This is a genomic window from Halioglobus japonicus, assembly GCF_001983995.1.
GTDB lineage: Bacteria > Pseudomonadota > Gammaproteobacteria > Pseudomonadales > Halieaceae > Halioglobus > Halioglobus japonicus.
Genome location: NZ_CP019450.1, coordinates 1262711 through 1281186, shown reverse-complemented (window position 1 = coordinate 1281186; position 18476 = coordinate 1262711). Strand labels below are relative to the sequence as shown.

General features: G+C 57.4%; 24 protein-coding genes and 1 pseudogene. 5 read left to right on the top strand and 20 right to left on the bottom strand.

Annotation, left to right across the window (positions count from 1 at the left end):
• Positions 1 to 54: 54 nt before the first annotated feature.
• From BST95_RS06025 to BST95_RS05985, 9 genes are all read right to left on the bottom strand, one after another.
• A complete protein-coding gene (locus tag BST95_RS06025) occupies positions 55 to 606 on the bottom strand; it encodes an MOSC domain-containing protein (RefSeq protein WP_084198556.1) in 552 nt (183 codons plus the stop codon).
• A complete protein-coding gene (locus BST95_RS06020; protein ID WP_084198555.1) occupies positions 596 to 865 on the bottom strand; it encodes a YidH family protein in 270 nt (89 codons plus the stop codon). The genes BST95_RS06025 and BST95_RS06020 overlap by 11 nt, the downstream gene beginning before the upstream one ends.
• Positions 866 to 876: 11 nt before the next feature.
• The gene (locus BST95_RS06015) at positions 877 to 1611 is read right to left on the bottom strand and encodes a class I SAM-dependent methyltransferase (RefSeq protein WP_084198554.1); all 735 of its coding nucleotides are present in this window, start codon (positions 1609 to 1611) and stop codon (positions 877 to 879) included.
• A gap of 11 nt (positions 1612 to 1622) precedes the next feature.
• Complete coding sequence (locus tag BST95_RS06010; RefSeq protein ID WP_066055498.1) at positions 1623 to 1898, bottom strand: TMEM165/GDT1 family protein; 276 nt, start codon at positions 1896 to 1898, stop codon at positions 1623 to 1625.
• A 45-nt stretch (positions 1899 to 1943) separates the two neighbouring features.
• Positions 1944 to 2336: a VOC family protein gene (locus tag BST95_RS06005; protein ID WP_084198553.1), complete on the bottom strand. Its 393-nt coding sequence runs from the start codon at positions 2334 to 2336 to the stop codon at positions 1944 to 1946.
• A gap of 45 nt (positions 2337 to 2381) precedes the next feature.
• Positions 2382 to 2630, bottom strand: a complete 249-nt coding sequence (locus BST95_RS06000; RefSeq protein ID WP_084198552.1) for a DUF6868 family protein — start codon at positions 2628 to 2630, stop codon at positions 2382 to 2384.
• A 93-nt stretch (positions 2631 to 2723) separates the two neighbouring features.
• Complete coding sequence (locus BST95_RS20895; RefSeq protein WP_268245002.1) at positions 2724 to 2855, bottom strand: hypothetical protein; 132 nt, start codon at positions 2853 to 2855, stop codon at positions 2724 to 2726.
• Positions 2856 to 3004: 149 nt separating this feature from the next.
• A complete protein-coding gene (locus BST95_RS05990) occupies positions 3005 to 3262 on the bottom strand; it encodes a hypothetical protein (RefSeq protein ID WP_084198551.1) in 258 nt (85 codons plus the stop codon).
• A 176-nt stretch (positions 3263 to 3438) separates the two neighbouring features.
• Positions 3439 to 3885 carry a GNAT family N-acetyltransferase gene (locus tag BST95_RS05985; RefSeq protein ID WP_268245006.1) on the bottom strand — a complete coding sequence of 149 codons (447 nt, stop codon included), beginning with the start codon at positions 3883 to 3885 and terminating at the stop codon, positions 3439 to 3441.
• A 268-nt stretch (positions 3886 to 4153) separates the two neighbouring features.
• On the opposite strand from BST95_RS05985, the gene BST95_RS05980 reads away from it, so the two are divergent.
• Positions 4154 to 4819: a cupin domain-containing protein gene (locus BST95_RS05980; protein ID WP_084198550.1), complete on the top strand. Its 666-nt coding sequence runs from the start codon at positions 4154 to 4156 to the stop codon at positions 4817 to 4819.
• Positions 4820 to 4883: 64 nt separating this feature from the next.
• Here BST95_RS05980 and BST95_RS05975 read toward each other — a convergent pair whose 3' ends face one another.
• The 5 genes from BST95_RS05975 to BST95_RS05955 all read right to left on the bottom strand — a co-directional run bounded on the left by BST95_RS05975 (position 4884) and on the right by BST95_RS05955 (position 7562).
• Entirely contained in the window at positions 4884 to 5507 is a 624-nt protein-coding gene (locus BST95_RS05975) for an MSMEG_1061 family FMN-dependent PPOX-type flavoprotein (RefSeq protein WP_084198549.1), read from the bottom strand.
• Positions 5508 to 5579: 72 nt separating this feature from the next.
• On the bottom strand, positions 5580 to 5906 hold the full coding sequence (locus tag BST95_RS05970) for a DUF6482 family protein (protein ID WP_066055515.1): 327 nt from the start codon (positions 5904 to 5906) through the stop codon (positions 5580 to 5582).
• Between the two features lie 99 nt (positions 5907 to 6005).
• Positions 6006 to 6536 carry a chorismate mutase gene (locus BST95_RS05965; protein WP_084198548.1) on the bottom strand — a complete coding sequence of 177 codons (531 nt, stop codon included), beginning with the start codon at positions 6534 to 6536 and terminating at the stop codon, positions 6006 to 6008.
• Positions 6537 to 6602: 66 nt separating this feature from the next.
• A complete protein-coding gene (locus BST95_RS05960; protein ID WP_084198547.1) occupies positions 6603 to 7091 on the bottom strand; it encodes an AAA family ATPase in 489 nt (162 codons plus the stop codon).
• 69 nt (positions 7092 to 7160) lie between these two features.
• Positions 7161 to 7562, bottom strand: coding sequence for an ACT domain-containing protein (locus BST95_RS05955; RefSeq protein ID WP_084198546.1), 402 nt, complete (start codon positions 7560 to 7562; stop codon positions 7161 to 7163).
• A gap of 325 nt (positions 7563 to 7887) precedes the next feature.
• Between BST95_RS05955 and BST95_RS05950 the strand changes: the two are divergent.
• Positions 7888 to 10973, top strand: a pseudogene (locus BST95_RS05950) (error-prone DNA polymerase).
• 7 nt (positions 10974 to 10980) lie between these two features.
• On the opposite strand, the gene BST95_RS05945 reads toward BST95_RS05950, so the two are convergent.
• The 3 genes from BST95_RS05945 to BST95_RS05935 form a co-directional block, all read right to left on the bottom strand.
• Positions 10981 to 11400, bottom strand: a complete 420-nt coding sequence (locus tag BST95_RS05945; protein WP_276205919.1) for a NapC/NirT family cytochrome c — start codon at positions 11398 to 11400, stop codon at positions 10981 to 10983.
• Between the two features lies 1 nt (position 11401).
• Positions 11402 to 11488: a hypothetical protein gene (locus BST95_RS20890; RefSeq protein WP_276205932.1), complete on the bottom strand. Its 87-nt coding sequence runs from the start codon at positions 11486 to 11488 to the stop codon at positions 11402 to 11404.
• Positions 11489 to 11739: 251 nt separating this feature from the next.
• Entirely contained in the window at positions 11740 to 12105 is a 366-nt protein-coding gene (locus tag BST95_RS05935; RefSeq protein ID WP_066055532.1) for a VOC family protein, read from the bottom strand.
• A 105-nt stretch (positions 12106 to 12210) separates the two neighbouring features.
• Here BST95_RS05935 and BST95_RS05930 point away from each other — a divergent pair, with 105 nt between their 5' ends.
• Positions 12211 to 12783, top strand: coding sequence for a helix-turn-helix domain-containing protein (locus BST95_RS05930; protein WP_169843861.1), 573 nt, complete (start codon positions 12211 to 12213; stop codon positions 12781 to 12783).
• A 76-nt stretch (positions 12784 to 12859) separates the two neighbouring features.
• Here BST95_RS05930 and BST95_RS05925 read toward each other — a convergent pair whose 3' ends face one another.
• Together BST95_RS05925 and BST95_RS05920 are read right to left on the bottom strand one after the other, a co-directional pair.
• Positions 12860 to 13846 carry a CE1 family esterase gene (locus BST95_RS05925; protein WP_084198542.1) on the bottom strand — a complete coding sequence of 329 codons (987 nt, stop codon included), beginning with the start codon at positions 13844 to 13846 and terminating at the stop codon, positions 12860 to 12862.
• A 3-nt stretch (positions 13847 to 13849) separates the two neighbouring features.
• Positions 13850 to 15070 carry an argininosuccinate synthase gene (locus BST95_RS05920; RefSeq protein WP_084198541.1) on the bottom strand — a complete coding sequence of 407 codons (1221 nt, stop codon included), beginning with the start codon at positions 15068 to 15070 and terminating at the stop codon, positions 13850 to 13852.
• A 165-nt stretch (positions 15071 to 15235) separates the two neighbouring features.
• Between BST95_RS05920 and pyrC the strand changes: the two genes are divergently transcribed.
• Both pyrC and rnt read left to right on the top strand, forming a co-directional pair.
• Positions 15236 to 16270 (top strand): dihydroorotase, encoded by a 1035-nt coding sequence (pyrC, locus tag BST95_RS05915; protein ID WP_205737334.1) that lies wholly within the window; start codon positions 15236 to 15238, stop codon positions 16268 to 16270.
• A gap of 5 nt (positions 16271 to 16275) precedes the next feature.
• A complete protein-coding gene (gene rnt / locus BST95_RS05910; protein WP_373295104.1) occupies positions 16276 to 16914 on the top strand; it encodes a ribonuclease T in 639 nt (212 codons plus the stop codon).
• 15 nt (positions 16915 to 16929) lie between these two features.
• On the opposite strand, the gene BST95_RS05905 is transcribed toward rnt, so the two are convergent.
• Positions 16930 to 18231, bottom strand: a complete 1302-nt coding sequence (locus tag BST95_RS05905) for an energy transducer TonB (protein WP_084198538.1) — start codon at positions 18229 to 18231, stop codon at positions 16930 to 16932.
• Between the last annotated feature and the right edge of the window lie 245 nt (positions 18232 to 18476).

The following is an 18476-nucleotide window of genomic DNA, read 5'->3' as shown; positions in this document are numbered from 1 at the left end:
CCAGCCTTAACTAACAGAGGCGACAAAAAAAGCAGTAGCGCCAATAGTATGCGTTTAGCGTTTGCCAATGCGATCGCCTATATGCACCCAGCCGGGCTGCACTACCTTTGCGTTAATGCCGCGCAGATTCAGCGCCTTACCCGCCTCAGAATTAACAAAGGCCACCGCATCGCGACCAAAACGCTGTTGGAACTTGGCGCAGCCCAGGTGGGGTTCTGCCGTCACTTCAATGACGGCTTCGCCAAGAGTGAGCTGGGTTCCCGAAGGCAGGTTTTCGTCACTCAGGTTGAAGTCCACATAAAACTGGTCACCGGCCAGCGGCCAGCGCGCCGGGTCCGGTTCGATGGCGGCCAGGGCACGCATATTCATAAGGTTCAATTGCATATCCGGATGGGCGGCCTTGTTGCGCTTGCCCCTCGCCTTCCAGTTGTCGCCCACCAGGCCCAACTCGAGGCTTAGCTCACCCGCATCCAGCTCGCGTCGCTCGCCCACCGCCGGACGGCAGACAATCAACTCAACACTTCCCTCATCACGCGGCGCCGCCGCAATATGTGCGAGTTGCTCATCTAGCTCTGCCAGTGCCCGGAACCGAATTTCACTCGTCATGATCACTCTCCTTGATCTTGTCCTGCATCAAGGATGCGCGCACCGCATAAAAGCGATAAATACCCATCACAAAAACACACACGCCGAAAATCAACAGCAACCAGGCCATCACCACATGGGTGTGCTGCTCCGGAAAGAACTGGAATAACACTGCAGCGCCGGCAATCAACGACAGTGCCGTACGCACATACGCCAAGAACGTCCGCTCATTGGCCAATCGCGTGCGCTCCAGCGCCAAAGAATCACGTATGGTTTCCATAGATTGCCTCCCTACAGCCGGGCTACCAACAACCGGTAACCCGCGTCGATATGCTCCCGTGACATCAGGGCTTTATTCTGCCGCGCCCATGCGCCCGAAGCCAGATCCGCACGCAACTTCTCCAGCCCCGAGGCGGTATCCGGGTAACGCGAGAACGAAGATATAGACTGCTGCACATCGGCATCCAGGTAGGCCTCGGGGCGACACCAATAGGCTGCCAGAAAACCATCCATACAATCAGCGGGAATCATTAAGGGCGCCACTTCAACCTCCTTAAAATGGGCACCGATCTGCGTCATAGAGGGGAACACGCCACAGTCCTGCTCATAGAATGCAGGGAAATAATCACGCGTAAGCCAGAAAGGCTGGGCCTCCGGATCCCAGGTGAGCACCACAAAAGCATCACGGGCCACACGGCAGATTTCCCGCAGCCCTGCATCCACATCCTGCCAGTGATGCATCGACAATACCGTCATTACGTGGCTGAAGCTGTTATCAGTAAATGGCAACCGCTCTGCCGCCCCCTGTACTACAGGCGCAGCGCCAGATGAGCGCTGCGAGATCATCTCGAAGGATGGCTCGAGCGCAACCAGCGGCAGGTGTCGAGGTTCATAGGAGCCTGTACCGGCGCCGATATTGAGCACACTGGTAGCGTCGCCCAGGCGTGCGACCAGCTGGGATTCAATGCGCGGATCTGGCACTCTGCGCCGGCTGTACCCTTTCCCTATCCGGTCGTAAATTGCCATCGCCCCGCCCCTCAGTGGGCGTGATAGAGCGTGTAAACACCAATGCCAATAAAGCCGATACCTGCGGCGTAGTGCAGGTACTTTTCATTGATGTATTCAGCGAGCAGCGCGCCTGCCAGCACGCCAAGCGCTGAGGCAACAATAAGTGCTGCAGAGGCTGCGAAAAACACCGTGTACTTGCTCACCTCTTTGTCGGTGGCAAATAACATCGTCGCCAGCTGCGTCTTATCACCCAGCTCTGCGATAAAAACCGCCGCGAAGACAGTTAGGAAAACTTTCCAGTCCATAGGCGCTCTTCCAATCCTCGGTGCTTAGCCTGCTACCGGTTAACGTCAGGCAGGCTGATGGAATTCGATGACGTTGTTATCCGGATCGCGGATGAAGAAAAAATATGCGCCTTCAAAACGCACTTCTTCAGTAATGGTAATACCCATATCACGCACCCTGGCCGCAACAGCCTGGCCATCAGTCACTTCCAATGCAATGTGGGTATAACCCGGATATTTCACCGGCTCCTCCATTAACACATTGCCCTGAGGAGCATCGGCGGCGGCATTGAGAATCAGGTTGAAGTTCACCCCACTGGGGTGCTCGATAATCGCTACCGGCTCAGGCCCCACCGGTCCGACAATAAACTCAAACCCCAGTTGTTCGTAGAATGTCCGTGACACCTGCATATCTCGCACCCGCAGGCCAACATGATTAATTCCGGTAATCTCTTTCATTGAGTCAGTCACCCCCCAGATTGGCGAATTTGATACTGCGCATACTCAGCCCTGCATCAGCCTGAGCGCGACATAGGGCACAAGATTAAGCATGATAAACGCCAGCTTGAAGTTGGCGAGAAACGTGAAGTACATCTCGTCAAGTTTTTCCGCAGGCACGCTGGCCATTCTCGAGTGCAACGTCTTTACCGGCTCTCCGCAGATCAGCAGCACAATAGCGCTGAACAGATACAGGCCGATACTGATCACGGTACACCAACCTACAAATGTCGTTAGTGTTGTCAGATCTTCCATCTCTTTCCTCTCAGGTTTTACGCATTGAGCTCACATGGAGGCCGATGCAATCGAGTTTTTGCCAAGCGCAGCCCTGGCAGACAGTGGTGGTGCCTATGGTTCCGGGTCATTGACGCTGCCGGCCTTCTCCTGGCCTTCGCGACGGGCGATTTTTTGCTGTAGTAGCGCCAACTGCCGTGCCTGGTGTTTACGCTCACCACGGCGAACGGCCCACCACAACGCCATAACACACGCGAGCCCGACTATGGCGCCCAGTATCATACGAAGCCCCGCTGCAACATTGATCTAGCGGGGCTCCCACAGTTCGATCGGGTTGCCCTCAGGGTCATACAGCCTGGCGAAACGCCCGTTCGGGTACTCCTCGGGATCCACTGTCACCTCAATGCCGGCCGAGCTGAGCTGAGCTGAGCAACCATTTTATAATGGTAGCCTGTATCAAAGCTTACCGAAGGGCGGGCCGTTTTAATTTCCCGATAAGATGAACCGGCGGCAATGCCGTATTCATCTATCGCTTTCCTTGTGTAGATCATGTCGAGAAGATCCCGCCTCTCGTCCTGCGCCTTGAACATCGCGATGAGATCGCCACCCTTCGACACCCTGTAACCACCGTGGTGGGCCCATCCTGCTGCCATGCGATTTCTTCCACCTGATATCCGGGAAATGCCGCGGTCAGGATATCAACACTGATCAACATATCCTGCTGCAGTGCCAGCTCACCCATGCGCCACTCACTCAATGCGATTCTGGAGTCGCCGTGCATACAGGCGCCCAGCAAAAGCGTGACCTGCAGTAAGACAACTTTCATCTGCTATAGCCTCATCACATGGGGTCGGACGAACAAGCCCACGATACGCCCAAACAAGTGCCGGTACATGGCCTCGATTTCCTCCTCACAAATAGCTCCGCCGCGAACCAGCATCTCCAGTTTCTCGGCCGGCTCCTTGACCAGGAAGCCAGAGGCGGCAAAGCCGTTCCTCGTATAGAACGCCTTCCGCCGCACTCGCTGACTATAGTTTTCCGTGCTCTCATCGAGCACTTCAATATTCAACGCAAGCCTCTTGCCCGGGTGTAATTCAGCCAGATGGCTCAGAACCTGGCCCCCGTATCCAGATGAACGACAGTGCTCAGCTATCGCCAGGAACTGGATAAACACAATATCTCGATAGTCATTGGCATACATCAGGCCAATCCACTGCGCATCGTCATAGATTGCGTAGAATCCTGGCTTACCATGCCGTAGTTTGAATTTTAGCAGCCAGGTGGGTATTCGCTCCGCGCCGGCAAAGGCTTGCTTTTACAGCGAAATAATGGACAGCTAATGGGGATCTTGCCTGGAAGCTGGCCGAAATTCGATACTCATCACAGATATCCCTGGGTAGTCTGGATACTGACACTACCACACTCTGTGAACATGCCATGGATATTGAACTCACCTGTTACCGGCGTGACAGCCGAAGCGTGGCGTTGACGCGGTATGCGAAACCAGCAGACACTAGACCAATCACTCTGCGCGGCACCCAACCATGACCACATTGATCAACGCCGATTTTGAACAACGCGTTGTTGTTCTCCCCGAAGATTATCGGTGGGTGGATTCACCCATGCCCGGCGTCGAGCGCATGATGCTCGACCGCGTTGGCGACGAAGTTGCCCGCGCGACATCGATTGTGCGTTACGCGCCCAACAGCAGTTTCTCCCCTCACACGCATGGTGGCGGTGAAGAGTTTATCGTTCTCGAAGGTGTTTTCTCCGACGAGCATCAGGATTACGCCCAAGGCAGTTATGTGCGCAATCCCATTGGCACATCACATACCCCCAGCATCGGCGATGAGGGGGCCACGATCTTCGTCAAGCTCCAACAGTTTGATGCCGGCGACACCGAGCAGAAGGCCATCGATACCCGCACCGAAGCCTGGCGGCCGGGGTTGGTAGAGGGTCTCTCGGTAATGCCCTTGCATGAGTACGAAGGCGAACATGTGGCGCTGGTGAAATGGGCGCCACACACCCAGTTCCAGCCCCATCAACACTGGGGCGGGGAAGAAATCCTGGTATTGGTGGGAACATTTCATGACGAGTACGGCAGCTATCCAAAAGGATCTTGGCTGCGCAGCCCACACCTGAGTAAACACACACCTTTTACGAAGGAAGATGGCGCGCTGATCTATGTAAAGGTAGGCCATTTAAGCTAATGGCGCACCACGCAGCCGGCTTAAAACCAGGTGCTGGCGCTAACTTCAAGAGCCAACAAGCAGTCTAATACAGCTCATTCTTGTAGTTCTTCTCAATCTCTTCTTCGAGAACCTTCTCCAACTGTGCATCGCCACCCATGGCAGCGCTGATCTGACGCACCATCAGCGATTCTCCCCGCTCGCCCCATTTCTCGGGTTTCCACAGGTTTGAACGAATCATCGCCTTGCCGCAGTGGAAGAAACACTCCTCCACCTCCACATAGGTGTACATCAGCGCCGGCTTGTTGTTTACCTGGAACTGCTCGAGCATGTCGGGGTCTTTACGCAACGTGGCAGTGCCTTTTACGCGCAAGGTCTCGCGCATACCGGGCACCACGAATATCAGACCGATACGATTGTCTCTGAGGATATTACGAAAGCCGAAGGTCAGTTTATTGCCGGGCCGCTCCGGAATAATCAGGTTGCCCTTGTCGTCAATCCAGGTAAAGCCTGCCGGGTCGCCCTTGGGTGAAATATCTGCCCTGCCCTGCGCATCGATAGTAGACACGAACGCCAGTGGCGAGGAGGCCACAAACTTCCGCATAGGATCATCAAGCGCCGAGACAACTTTGGCCTTCACAATATCTAGGGGCGCACCGATAAGTGCTTCCAGCTTGGCCTCGTAGTCGATGAGGTGCTCGTCGCTCATGATTCACCTTGTTTCTAAAACCCGTGGTGTTCAAGCCGCCTCTATATTGCCAACAACAGTAACACGCAGGCGCTAATGATCTCGCCTGGATGTGGGATCGACATAAGCAGGCGCGCCCAGCGGCACCTCCATGCGATTGCTCGCTTGTTTGGAGGGGGCACCGATCATTTCATCGTATGCGCTCTCCTGGCGTAGCACGACCTCGTTAATCCCAAGGTGCCCGAAACACTCGCGCAGACTGGTGAGATTACGGCTGCGCAGGCACTGCTTGTTGTCCTTCCAGACCACGTGCTCTTCATCATCGATAACCACAACAGCCTGGTAAAGCGCCTGCTCCAGAGAGCATATCACCAGTTTCTGGATGTCATGGTGCACTAGTTCGCTATGTAATATCTTCATACTTCCTACTCGATGAATCAGTGTGCTTGCGCAGTATTTCCGTCTCAAAGTGACGGTCAGACGTTATGATTTGCCGCAACTCAATATCGCCAGACTCACTCACAAAGGCTCTACTTCTTTCAAGGCTTCAAACAAGCGCTGCTTCTCTGCAGCGGTGACATATCTGACCGTGATTATCGCCTCAAACTCGGTGAAAGGAACCTGATCAAACGAACCATGCCGCGTCAGATAGTCAGAAATCCGCGACACAATCTCGTCACCAAGTCGGAGTAACTCCGGCCGAATTACGTCATTAAGGTCCACAGGCTCTTTAGGGACTGGCTCGGAGAGCAGGTCTGCGCGATATCTGAACTGAATCGCCTTGGCGATACCGATCTGCACCCGGAAGAAGCTCTCTATGGACTGTGGATTCAGTCCTCTCTCAAAAGCTGCACGTTTGGATTGCTCAATCACCACCTCTTCTCGCTGCACATTTTCAATAGGCAGATAATTCACCGCCTTGAACAAGGCGACGTCTTCCATATAGTGAAGACGCTCATTAATCGACTCGAACAGGTTACGCGGGAGCTCATCGGCACTTGCATGCAGTGGCAGCAACAGTGAAAAGACAATAATAGATAGGAGCTTCATATCAAATTACATACTCCACACAGCCAACAGGGGCGCCATCGACGGATGCGGCACTCGACACCAGTGCTACAGCGTGTCGCCATTGCTGGTCACCACTCGCTTTGTACCCGTGAATTCCTCATAGAGAGCCTTGTGAGCTGCAGCCGAAAAGGTATCTGTTCGATCCGAGTACTGGGAGATCCATTCGATGAGCATGTCGAGATTCTCGTCCTGCGCTTCTTTGGACGGATACTTGTGTGGCTCCCAGGGGCGGCTACGGGCATTCTCTACACAGTCATTCACCGGGAGGTTCATATAAATCATTTCACTGGCCTCCGGCACCGCCATCTCCAGCAAATCTGAATAACAGCCCTCAATCACCCACCCAGGGTTCGCACCGATAAAATCGACGATCTTGTCCTGCGACGCCGCCAGCGGCATTCGCTCTGGCGGCATTGTGGGCAGCCAAGCCAATGTATCCAGATCAAGGTGTGCAAGACCGTGGTCTTTACTGAGCCTGCTGGCCAGGGTTGATTTACCTGAGCCTGAATTTCCGAAAATAAGGATTCTTTGCACTAACCTCGCTCCTTTGTGTCGCCTCGCCTGAGGCATGACCAGCGATCGACGACAGCGTCGCGCTGATACTCACGCACCGGACAACTCCCCAAGTGCGGCCATCGCAGGGACGGCGTCTCCGGCCGGTATAAAGATATGGTCATGGTAGTACCCGGCAACCACATTGGCACTCAGACCGTGCTCGGCCAACTTGCTCGAAAATGCGGCGGTAAGACCTACTGCCTCAAGGCTGGAATGCACACGCAAACTGATATGGCGAAACACCGCGTCGTAATCAAGTTTGGCACGCTCTGCGCTGGCCCTGGGAACAACCAGGGTCAGTCCCTCTGACTCATGCATTGCCGCGATGGGCTGTAACGCTACATGATCACCGTAGTGAGCGTTCTCGAACGTGCAAAACACATACTCCTCGTCCGACAGTTCGGGGGACATTGCCGCAATCAGTTTTGCCAGATGGGTTTCGCCAGACATGTTTTTTCTCCTGCTCAATACCCTATTCCGAACTATCCGCATAGCCATCGCGGCGGATAAAACCGTCGGGGTCGACAGCTCGAAAATGAAAACACCGGCTCCAACCCTTGCCAATGCCTAACGATAAAACTCCACATAAAACTTCACCGGCCCCAGTGGTTTTATATGGTGCCGAATCATGGGCTCGACGGCATCACACTTAGAGACTATACAATGCGATCATCATTGTGCACCTTCAGGGTTCCACGACAGTGCGCCATGAATCCTTTGAATCGATGAACCGTCAAGATTGACGAACCCTCAATACTGTATAAATATACAGTATATGTCAATCTACGCTGAACTCCACTGCCTGTCCTGTTACAGCTTCCTGCGCGGCGCCTCGCACCCCCACGAGCTGGTGGCCCGGGCGGCGCAGTTGGGCTATGCGGCGATTGCTATTACCGATGAATGCTCGCTCGCGGGAATAGTGAAGGCTCACGTCGCCGCCAAGGAAGCGGGCATTCAACTGATTGTGGGCAGTGAATTCCGGCTTGAGGAGGGCTTCCGGGTTGTAGCACTGGCACCCAGCCGGGCGGCATATGCAGAGCTTTCCGGGCTCATCAGCACAGCCCGTCGGCGCAGTCCCAAGGGCGAATACCAGGCGTCGCTGCGGGATGTGATTTTTCACCTCAAGCGCTGCTTGTTGATCTGGCTACCAGAGGGTAACACCACCGAGAACCAGGCCTGGGGCAAGCAACTGGCCCGCTTGTGCCGGGATAGAGTGTGGCTGGGAGTCAGCCACCTGCTGGGTAATAACGAAGCAGTCAGGCAGCATGCCTTACTGGATTTGGCTCTGGCACTGAAGATACCACCGGTGGCCTGTGGCGATGTGCGCATGCACGAGGCGGCGCGCAAGCCACTGCACGATGTGTTCACCGCCCTGCACCACAATACCAGTATTGCCCAGTTGGGCATGCGCCGGTTGGGCAACAGCCAGCAGCACCTGCGCTCAGCGAATAAAATCGCCCCCTCTACCACCCCCAACTACTACTGGAAACACTGGAGATCGCCCGTCGCTGTCAGTTCAGCCTGGAAGAGCTGCGCTACGAGTATCCCGAAGAGGTGGTGCCGGAAGGTCACAGCGCCAACAGCTATCTGCGCGCGCTCGTGGCTGAGGGCAGCGAGCAGCGCTGGCCCGGCGGCGTACCCGCAGCCGTAGCCGAGCGCATCGACAAGGAACTGGCAATCATTGAAGAGCTGTCTTACGAGTATTACTTTCTCACCGTCTACGACATTGTTCGCTTTGCCCGCGACCGGGGCATTTTGTGCCAGGGCCGGGGCTCAGCCGCCAATTCGGTGGTGTGCTACTGCCTTGGCATTACCGAGATCTCGCCGGAGCAGATATCGCTGCTGTTTGAGCGTTTTATTTCCAAAGAGCGGGATGAGCCCCCGGATATCGATGTGGACTTCGAACACGAGCGCCGCGAGGAAGTCATTCAGTACATTTACAATAAGTACACTCGCAAGCGCGCCGCCCTGGCGGCCACCCTGATCACCTACCGGGCCCGCAGCGCCGTACGCGATGTAGGTAAGGCGCTGGGGCTGGACCCGGCTTTCGTCGATGACCTGGCGCGCTCTATGGCCTGGTGGGATCGCACCGGCGATCTCAAGCAGCGCTTTGAGGAGCAGGGCGTGGCGGAGCACAGCCGCCAGGCAGAGTTGTTTTACTCCCTGGTGCAGCAGATTCTCGGCTTCCCGCGCCACCTGTCCCAGCACGTGGGCGGCTTTGTAATTACCCGCAGCCCGATTTCCACACTGGTGCCGGTGGAGAATGCCAGCATGGTCGATCGCACCGTTATCCAATGGGACAAACAAGATATCGAAGCCCTGGGCCTGCTCAAGGTGGATGTGCTCGCCCTGGGTATGCTCTCTGCCATTCGCAAAAGCCTGCAAATGGTGCATCGCTACAACCCGGCCATTGGCCAGGTCAGCGATATTCCCAAGGAAGACAAGGCCACGTACCAGATGCTGCAGCAGGCCGACACTATCGGCGTTTTCCAGATCGAATCCCGCGCCCAGATGTCCATGTTACCGCGGCTCAAACCATCCTGTTTCTACGACCTGGTAATAGAAATTGCGATTGTGCGGCCGGGCCCGATCCAGGGTGACATGGTACATCCCTACCTGCGCCGCAAGCAGGGACTGGAACCGGTAACCTATCCCTCCGAGGCGATCAAGGAGGTACTGAAGAGCACCCTGGGCGTGCCGATTTTCCAGGAGCAGGTCATTAAGCTGGCCATGGTGGCGGCGGGCTTCTCCGGCGGCGAGGCAGACCAGCTGCGCCGGGCCATTGCCAACTGGGGGCGCGACAGCCGCCTGGGTGAATTCGAGCAAAAACTCACCCGGGGCATGATTGAGCGCGGCTACGATGCAGACTTCGCCCGCCGCCTGTTCAATCAGATCAAGGGTTTTGCCGGCTACGGCTTTCCCGAATCGCACTCGGCCAGCTTTGCGCTATTGGCCTATGTCTCGGCGTGGCTCAAGCGCCACCACCCGGCGGCATTTTTTGCCGGCCTGCTGAACAGCCAACCGATGGGATTTTACTCCCCCTCACAATTGGTGCAGGACGCCCGCCGTCACGGTGTACTCGTGCTGCCTATCGACGTGAACCAGAGCCTGTGGGACCACGAACTCCTCGACGAGCCCAGGCGCCCGGTGAGACTGGGTCTGCGGCTGGTGAAAGGCCTGAGCCGCGAGGGAGCCCAGCGTCTGGTCGAGGCCCGTCAGCAGGCGCCTTTCAGGCAGGTGAGCGATCTGCGCCGCCGGGCACAACTACATAAGCGCGACATGGAGGCACTGGCCGACGCCGACGCCCTGCAGTCATTGAGCGGCCACCGCCACCAGAGCCAGTGGCAGATTATGGCGCTGGAGGAATCGCGGCCGCTGCTGCACGACGAGGCGTTTCAGAGTGCCCGCTACTTCAACGACGATGTGCAGCTGTCGGCACCGGCGGTAGCCGAAGAAATGTTATCGGATTACCGGGCTACCGGGCTCACCCTGCGCGCCCACCCCATGAGCCTGCTGCGCGAACGGCCGCCCTTTAATCGCTGCAAGCGCCATGTCGATCTGGCCGCAGTGGGCAATAAACGGTTTGTGCGTATTGCCGGGCTCGTCACCTGTCGGCAACGACCGGGCAGCGCCTCGGGCGTGTTGTTTCTCACACTGGAAGATGAAACCGGCAACAGTAATATCGTGGTGTGGCAGCGGACTCAGGAGAACTTCCGCCAGGCGCTGATGTCAGGGCAGTTACTGTTAGTCACCGGCATTGTAGAAACCGTGGACAACGTCATCCACGTGATTGCCGGGAAGCTCGAGGATTACACGCACGCGCTGGACAAGCTACGGCTCAAATCCCGCAACTTCCACTAGGGCTGGATTAATCCCAGCCCTCTACGCAGGCCATGTCAGGCAATTGGTGAGCAATACCCTTGTGACAATCGATACAGGTTTTCTCGCCACTGGCCAGTACCGTGGAATGCTGCTGCGCAGCACGCTGGCTCTGCCAGGTGAAGTCCATGTACTCGAAATCGTGACAGTTACGGCACTCCAGCGAGTCATTCGCCTTGAGCCGTGCCCATTCGTGCTCAGCAAGTTCGCGACGCTTGGCCAGAAACTTCTCGCGGGTGTCGATGGTGCTGAAGATCTTGCCCCACACTTCCTTGGAGGCCTGCATCTTGCGAGCGATTTTGTACGTCCAATCGTGGGGTACGTGGCAGTCCGAGCACAGCGCCCGCACGCCAGAGCGATTGGTGAAGTGAATGGTGGACTGCAGCTCCTGGTAGACGTTGTCATTCATCTCATGGCAACCAGTACAAAACGCCTCGGAGTTGGTGAACTCCATAGCCACCGACGATGGCTATCGTCAGAGCAGGTGCGAGAAACACCACCAGCAGCAAAAACGAACGCCACTCGGTTCTTTTATCTACTTCAGACACTTAGCATCTTTATCTGGAGATTTTTTATTTTTAGATGTGTATAGAAGCGATTTCGGTACTGACCAGTGACGTGCCTCAACGTAAAGGCATCAACATCGCGGCATTTCGCGTCGAAGCAAGAATACCGTGCCTACCCCAAAATCTCGGTGGGTGGCCGGCACGAATGCCGGCCTTTAGGACGCTTGGGATAGAAGACCGGGCTAGTATTGGACCAGCTCTACTTCATTGCCGTCCGGGTCAAAGAAATACAGGCGCTGGCCTGGCTCATAGGGTTCGACTTCATTGGGTTCCACGCCCAGATCGCCCAGGCGAGCTCGAAACTCATCGAGGCTATCCACCTCAAAACCCAGGTGGTTAAAGCCCACCTCGCCATAGCCGGCCGGCGCTCGCCCGCTGGCATCCGCCTCAAACAGCGACAAATAGGTGTCATCCAGCCCCACATGTGCTGCCCGGTTGCCCGAGCTGTTAGTACCCTCCCAGCGGATCCTGGCGCCGAATAGCTTCTGATAAAAAGCGACACTGGCGTTCACGTTACTTACGGTGATATTGGCATGTTCAATTCGCATGATGCTTCCTCCTATTGTGCGTCAGCGACAGGTAAAGCCTAACCAATCTAGACATTATTTCGTCATTTAGGCTAATATATTGCCACAACGCCAATGGAGTCATCGATGAGCGAGCTGGAGAACGTCTCGGCCTATCTCGCCGACAATATTATTGCCTTGCGCAAGCGCAGCGAACTGAGTCAGGACAAGCTAGCAGCCAAAGCCGGCATACCGCGATCTACGCTGACGAACATGGAATCCGGTGGCGGCAACCCGTCGCTCACCAACCTCTGCAAACTCGCCGCTGCCCTCGGCGTGAGCATCGAGGAATTGTTATCCCGACCGCGCAATGAATGCAGCCTGCTCAAAGCTGACCAGGTCCCCATCAAAATGCGCAGCGGCGGCAAGGTGGCCGTACACAAACTTATGCCCGACAAGGTCAGGGGTATTGAGATCGACCGCATCCACCTCGCCCAGGGCAGTTCCATGGCTGGCAAGCCACACCTGCAGGGCACCAAGGAGTATCTCGTGACGTTAACGGGATGTGTGGGTGTGTCGGTCGGCGGCCAGAACTGGGAAGTGGACGCGGGTGATGTGCTGGCCTTCCCCGGCGACCAGAAACACGGCTACCGCAACCTGCACCGGGGCCCCAGCGAAGCCCTCAGCATTGTCCTCCCTCTCCCCTACCCCACACCGTGAAGCATTCAGACACCCCTGGGGTCAGGTCTTAAATTTCTCAGACATTTAAGCCCTGACCCCAGAGTTGTCTGAGAAATTAGAGACCTGACCCCAGGGTGTTGGAGAAAAAGTTCCAGATGAGTTCGGCGCCGTCGGCCTGGTGGCTGGTGGGCCCCAGGGCACGCATGCCGGTGAAAACGGGGTGGGGAAACTGGTGGCCGGCGCCCTGCATACCGATAAGTGCGACGGAAGGCCGGTTGCTGCTCTCCCAGGCCAGGCGTTCGAGGCGCGTCGCGTCGTCCTGCTGGGTGACGGGCAACGTCTCGCGCTCGCCCTCGGTGGTGTAACCGGCAAGGTCCGCCCAGTAACGGGCGCTCGCCTCGGCCGAAAGCACTTCGCCGCGACTGGTGTCGCCGAAAAGGTTAACTACACCGCCCTCATAGGGATTAATGCTGTCGGCCGTACCATTGACTATCAGCATGGGGACAGCGACATCCGCCATCTCACAGGCGTTATTACCGGGGGCGGGCATATTGGCCACCATGGGTGCCGCAGCCGCAATCAGGTCAGGGGCTTCCATCGCCAAGCGATAGGCCATCTGCCCACCATTAGAGAAACCTGCGACAAACACGCGGTTCCGATCAATGCCCAATCGTTCCGCCAGTTCACTTACGAGTGCGCGCACGAAGCCCACATCGTCGATATTGAGCTGGTTCGCCGCGTAGCTGGCGTTAGCCCGGCAATCGTTCCAGTGCTGGTCAATGCCATCAGGGTAGGCAACCACAAAGCCTTCCCGGGCCGCCACCACATCGAAGCTGTAGAAGGTGCTCGCACGGGCGACATTACCGTCAGACAAGGAACCGTGCAGTACGATCACCAGGGGTGCATTGGCACCGGCGGTCTCAGGCACAAAGGCCTGCCACTGGCGTTGTAAGCCGCTGTGATCGATAGCCCCGGCCACCACCTCGCCGGGCAACGGCGGCGGTTCAATCTCGTCCCAGCGCAGATACCAGGACGCGGTCAGGGCCAGGCCGGCGATTACCAGCACCAGCCCCAGGGCGAGCCATTTCAGGAACAGTTTCATGCCTTACAGCAGATCCCGGCCTTTGTTAGCGGCAATGCGCATCCGCAGCGCGTTGAGCTTGATAAAGCCCTCGGCGTCTTTCTGGTCATAGGCACCAGCGTCATCCTCGAAGGTGGCAATGCTCTCATCGAACAGGCTGTCTTCCGACTTGCGGCCAGCAACAATAACGTTGCCCTTATACAGCTTCAGCTTCACGGTGCCGTTGACCACCTCCTGGGACTCGTCGATCGCCGCCTGCAGCATCTTGCGCTCGGGGCTCCACCAGTAACCGTTGTAGACCAGCTTGGCGTAACGCGGCATCAGCTCGTCTTTCATATGCGTGACTTCGCGGTCCAGGGTAATGGACTCAATCGCGCGGTGCGCCTTGAGCAGAATGGTGCCCCCGGGCGTCTCGTAGCATCCGCGGGACTTCATGCCCACGTAGCGGTTCTCCACGATGTCATCGCGGCCAATACCGTTGGCGCCGCCCACCTTGTTCAGGTGTTCAAGTACCGTCGCCGGTGACATGGCTTCGCCGTCGATCGCCACAACATCACCTTTTTCAAAGGTCAACTCAATGTAGGTGGGCGCATCCGGGGCCGCCTCCGGGCTGACGCTCCAGCGCCACATATCTTCCTCAGGCTCGGCCCAAGGGTCTTCCAGCAGATCGCCCTCGTAGGAGATGTGCAGCAGGTTGGCGTCCATAGAGTACGGAGATTTTTTCTTGGAGTTGGCAAAATCCACGGGGATGTCGCGCTCGGCGCAGTAGTTCATAAGGGATTCACGGGAACCCAGCTCCCATTCGCGCCAGGGCGCAATCACCTGGATACCCGGTTTCAGCGCGTAAGCACCCAGCTCGAAGCGCACTTGGTCGTTGCCCTTACCGGTGGCGCCGTGAGAAATCGCATCGGCGCCGGTTTCGTTGGCAATTTCGATCAGGCGCTTGGCGATCAAGGGACGGGCAATAGAGGTGCCCAGCAGATACTCACCTTCGTAAACGGTGTTGGCACGGAACATGGGGAACACGAAGTCACGCACGAACTCTTCGCGCAGATCGTCAATGTAGATTTCCTTGACGCCCATGGCCTCCGCCTTGGCGCGGGCAGGTTCCACCTCTTCACCCTGGCCGATATCGGCGGTAAAGGTGACCACTTCGCAGCTGTAGGTATCCTGCAACCAGCGCACGATGACCGAGGTATCGAGGCCGCCGGAATAGGCCAGTACGACTTTTTTCACGTCTGACATGGTTCGCTCCGTTCAATATTACGCAAAAGGCCGCGTATTCTACGCGATGCAGGTACTAAATTCACCGGTTCTGGCAGCCACGGCCCGGCATAGTATGGCCCGCCATAAAGAATTCACCCCGTTTGTGGTAGCATGCCGACTTTCCCCAGACCCGGCAGAACTCCAGTGAACGAAATTACGATCACCCGCCCCGACGATTGGCATGTACATCTGCGCGACGGCGATGCACTGGCGCAAACCTGCGCCGATATGGCCCGTTATTTCGGCCGCGCTATCGTCATGCCCAACCTGACGCCACCGGTGACCACCGTGGCCCTGGCCGCGGCCTATCGAGAGCGTATTCTGGCGGCGATGAGCGCCCTGCCGCGCCAGTTCGAACCCCTGCTGACGCTGTACCTCACCGACCAGACCGACGCGGCCGAGATTCAGCTGGCAGCAGCATCTGACTATGTCCACGCCGTGAAGCTCTACCCCGCCGGCGCCACCACCAATTCCGAGGCTGGCGTGGCCCAACTCGATGGGCTGTATCCGGTGCTCGCGGCAATGGAGGAGTCCGACCTGCCGCTGCTTATTCACGGCGAAGTCACGGACCACGATATCGACATCTTCGATCGCGAGAAGACCTTCATTGATCGCCACCTCATTCCTATTGCCGAACGCTTCCCGGGCCTGCGCATTGTGTTTGAACACATCACCACCCGCGACGCGGTCGAGTTTGTACGCGATGCCGGCAGCAATGTGGCCGCCACCATCACCGCCCACCACCTGATGTTTAACCGCAACGACATGCTGGTCGGCGGTATTCGCCCCCACTATTACTGCCTGCCCATTCTCAAGCGCAGCACACACCAGCACGCGCTGATTGAAGCGGCCACGTCGGGCAACTCGAAGTTTTTTCTGGGCACAGACTCCGCCCCCCATGCGCGTCACGCCAAAGAGAGCAGCTGCGGCTGCGCCGGTGTTTACACAGCGCATGCGGCAATCGAGTTCTACGCCTCGGTGTTCGAAGAGTGCAATGCTCTGGACAAGTTGGAGGGCTTTGCCAGCCACTTCGGGCCAGACTTTTATCGCCTGCCGCGCAACACCGATACCATTACCCTGCGCAAGCAGGCCTGGGACGTGCCTGCCGAGATTCCACTGGGCAATGACCATCTCAAGCCCCTGTCGGCGGGCGAATCCATGCACTGGCTGGTTGCCTGAGCGCCGTGGAAGATTTCCAACATCGCATTGCCGATCGCTTCCGCGGTTTCCTCCCCGTGGTTATCGACGTAGAGACAGGCGGCTTTAACGCCGGCACCGACGCCATTCTGGAGATTGCAGCGACCCTGGTTCGCATGGACCACAGCGGCATGATGGACGTACATCGCACCCTCGAATTTCATGTCAAACCGTTCGAGGGGGCCAATATTGAACAGGCCGCGCTGGATTTCACCGGCATCGACCCCTACCACCCGTTCCGGGAGGCGGTCGACGAGGCCGAGGCACTGGGTGACATCTTCCGCGCGGTGCGCAAGGAAATTCGCGAACAGGGCTGTAACCGGGCCATTCTGGTAGGCCATAACGCCCATTTTGACGCCGGTTTTATTAACGCGGCCGTGGAGCGCTGCGATCTCAAGCGCAACCCTTTTCACCCGTTCTCGTTTTTTGACACCGCCACACTGTCGGGGCTGGCCTACGGCCAAACGGTGCTCGCCAAGGCCTGCGCCGAGGCCGGCATTGCCTTTGACAACAGCGCAGCTCACTCAGCGGCCTATGACGCTGAGAGAACTGCAGAGCTGTTTTGTGATGTGGTTAACCGCTGGAAGGAGTCCGGCGGCTGGCTACCTGATTTCGGTCAGGAATGATTCGCCGGCTGCGCTTTACTGCAGCCGGAAATTCACGGGAATCATCAGCACGTAGTTCTCACCATCGTCTGACAGGAATTCTTCCTGAGCCACCGCACTCAGGGGCGGGAAGGGTGCTCCTTCCTCTACGGCGGCAATCGCAGCGCGGTCGAGCAGTCCGTGACCAGAAGTCTCCAGCACCTCAACCCCCAGCAGCTTACCCTCGAGACTGATCTCGGCGAGCATTTCAACTTTGCCTTCCAGTTCGCGGTTGACCGCGCGACGAGGATAGCGAACCTCACGGAACACCATACCCAGCACCTGTGCCAGGTACTCATTCAGCTGACGCTGGTACTCGCGGTCGTCCATTTCAGCCAGTGCGGAGGCGCGATCGTCCGTGGCCGGCGCAGCGGGCTCGAGCTCAGGCTCGAGCTCAGGCTCTGGTTCCAACTGCGCCACCACAGGCTCAGAAGACGGCGGCAATTCGGGTAGCGGCTCGGGCTGAGGCTCAGGTTCGGGTGCTGAAGCCACCTGCACGGGCTCTGGCGTCGCAGCAGCGGCCGTAGCGGCGGCGGCAGCGGCTGCCGCAGCAGCGGCCCCGGCATCTACTTCAGGCTCGGGCTCGGGTTCAGGCGCGGCGGCAACCTCAGGTTCCGGCTCGGACTCTGGTGTAGGGGCCGGTTCGGGCGCAGCTGCCACCTGTTGAGGCTCTTCAGCCGCGTCGTTGCCCCAGGCGGCCACAGTATCAACCCGCTCATTAAGAGGGATCAGGCTCTCAAACCGGGTCATGATGCCATCGTCGAGGCTACGCGAGCTCAGCGGCTCACGCAGCAGTGCAGAGGCGGATGAACCCAGCCAACCCTGGATCAGGAACGCAAAGGTTTCAGCGCCATCGACATCGAACAGGCGCGTGCCGTCGAGGTTGAATACAGTATTACCCCGCTCCGTCAGGCCAATTTCAAACTGATCGCCCATCAGCAGCGATCCTTTCATGGTGCGCTTGAGTTCACCCAGTGCATCTACCACGGCATCCGGGGCTCGCTCGCCGGACCCCAGCTCCGCCTGCAACAGCAGGGTGCCGGAAAATCCTCGGGCACTGATCCGGCGCGTGGTAATCCGGTACTCCATGATTATCGGGCCCTGCAGGGCACTCAAATCGGGAACCGGCTGACCGTCAGCCGTGCGCAAACCCGCGACATATATATCTCGGGCAGTGTCGGTGTATACCGCCAGTCCAGCCAGATCGAGGCGTCCCTGCGCCTGCGGCTGGGCCACGACGGACACCAGAATAGTGAAAACGGCCAGGTTGCGGAAACCTGCCCACATGGAATTAAGCATTATTATGCCCCTGCGTCCTGAATAGTTCTTTTATAGGCTCATAACAAAGGTGCTATACCCCGCCCTCAGTCTCAAGCGAAATACTGCAGAAATGTTAATCAATTCGCGTTTTTCCAGGCCACTGCAAGTTAATTGCAGACTACTGCAGCTTACTTGCAAAACGCGGAACTCGATCACAAAAACAACACTTTTTAGTTTGCACTGCCTCAATGGCCCCCAATACTCGAAAGTGTTCGAACACAGAA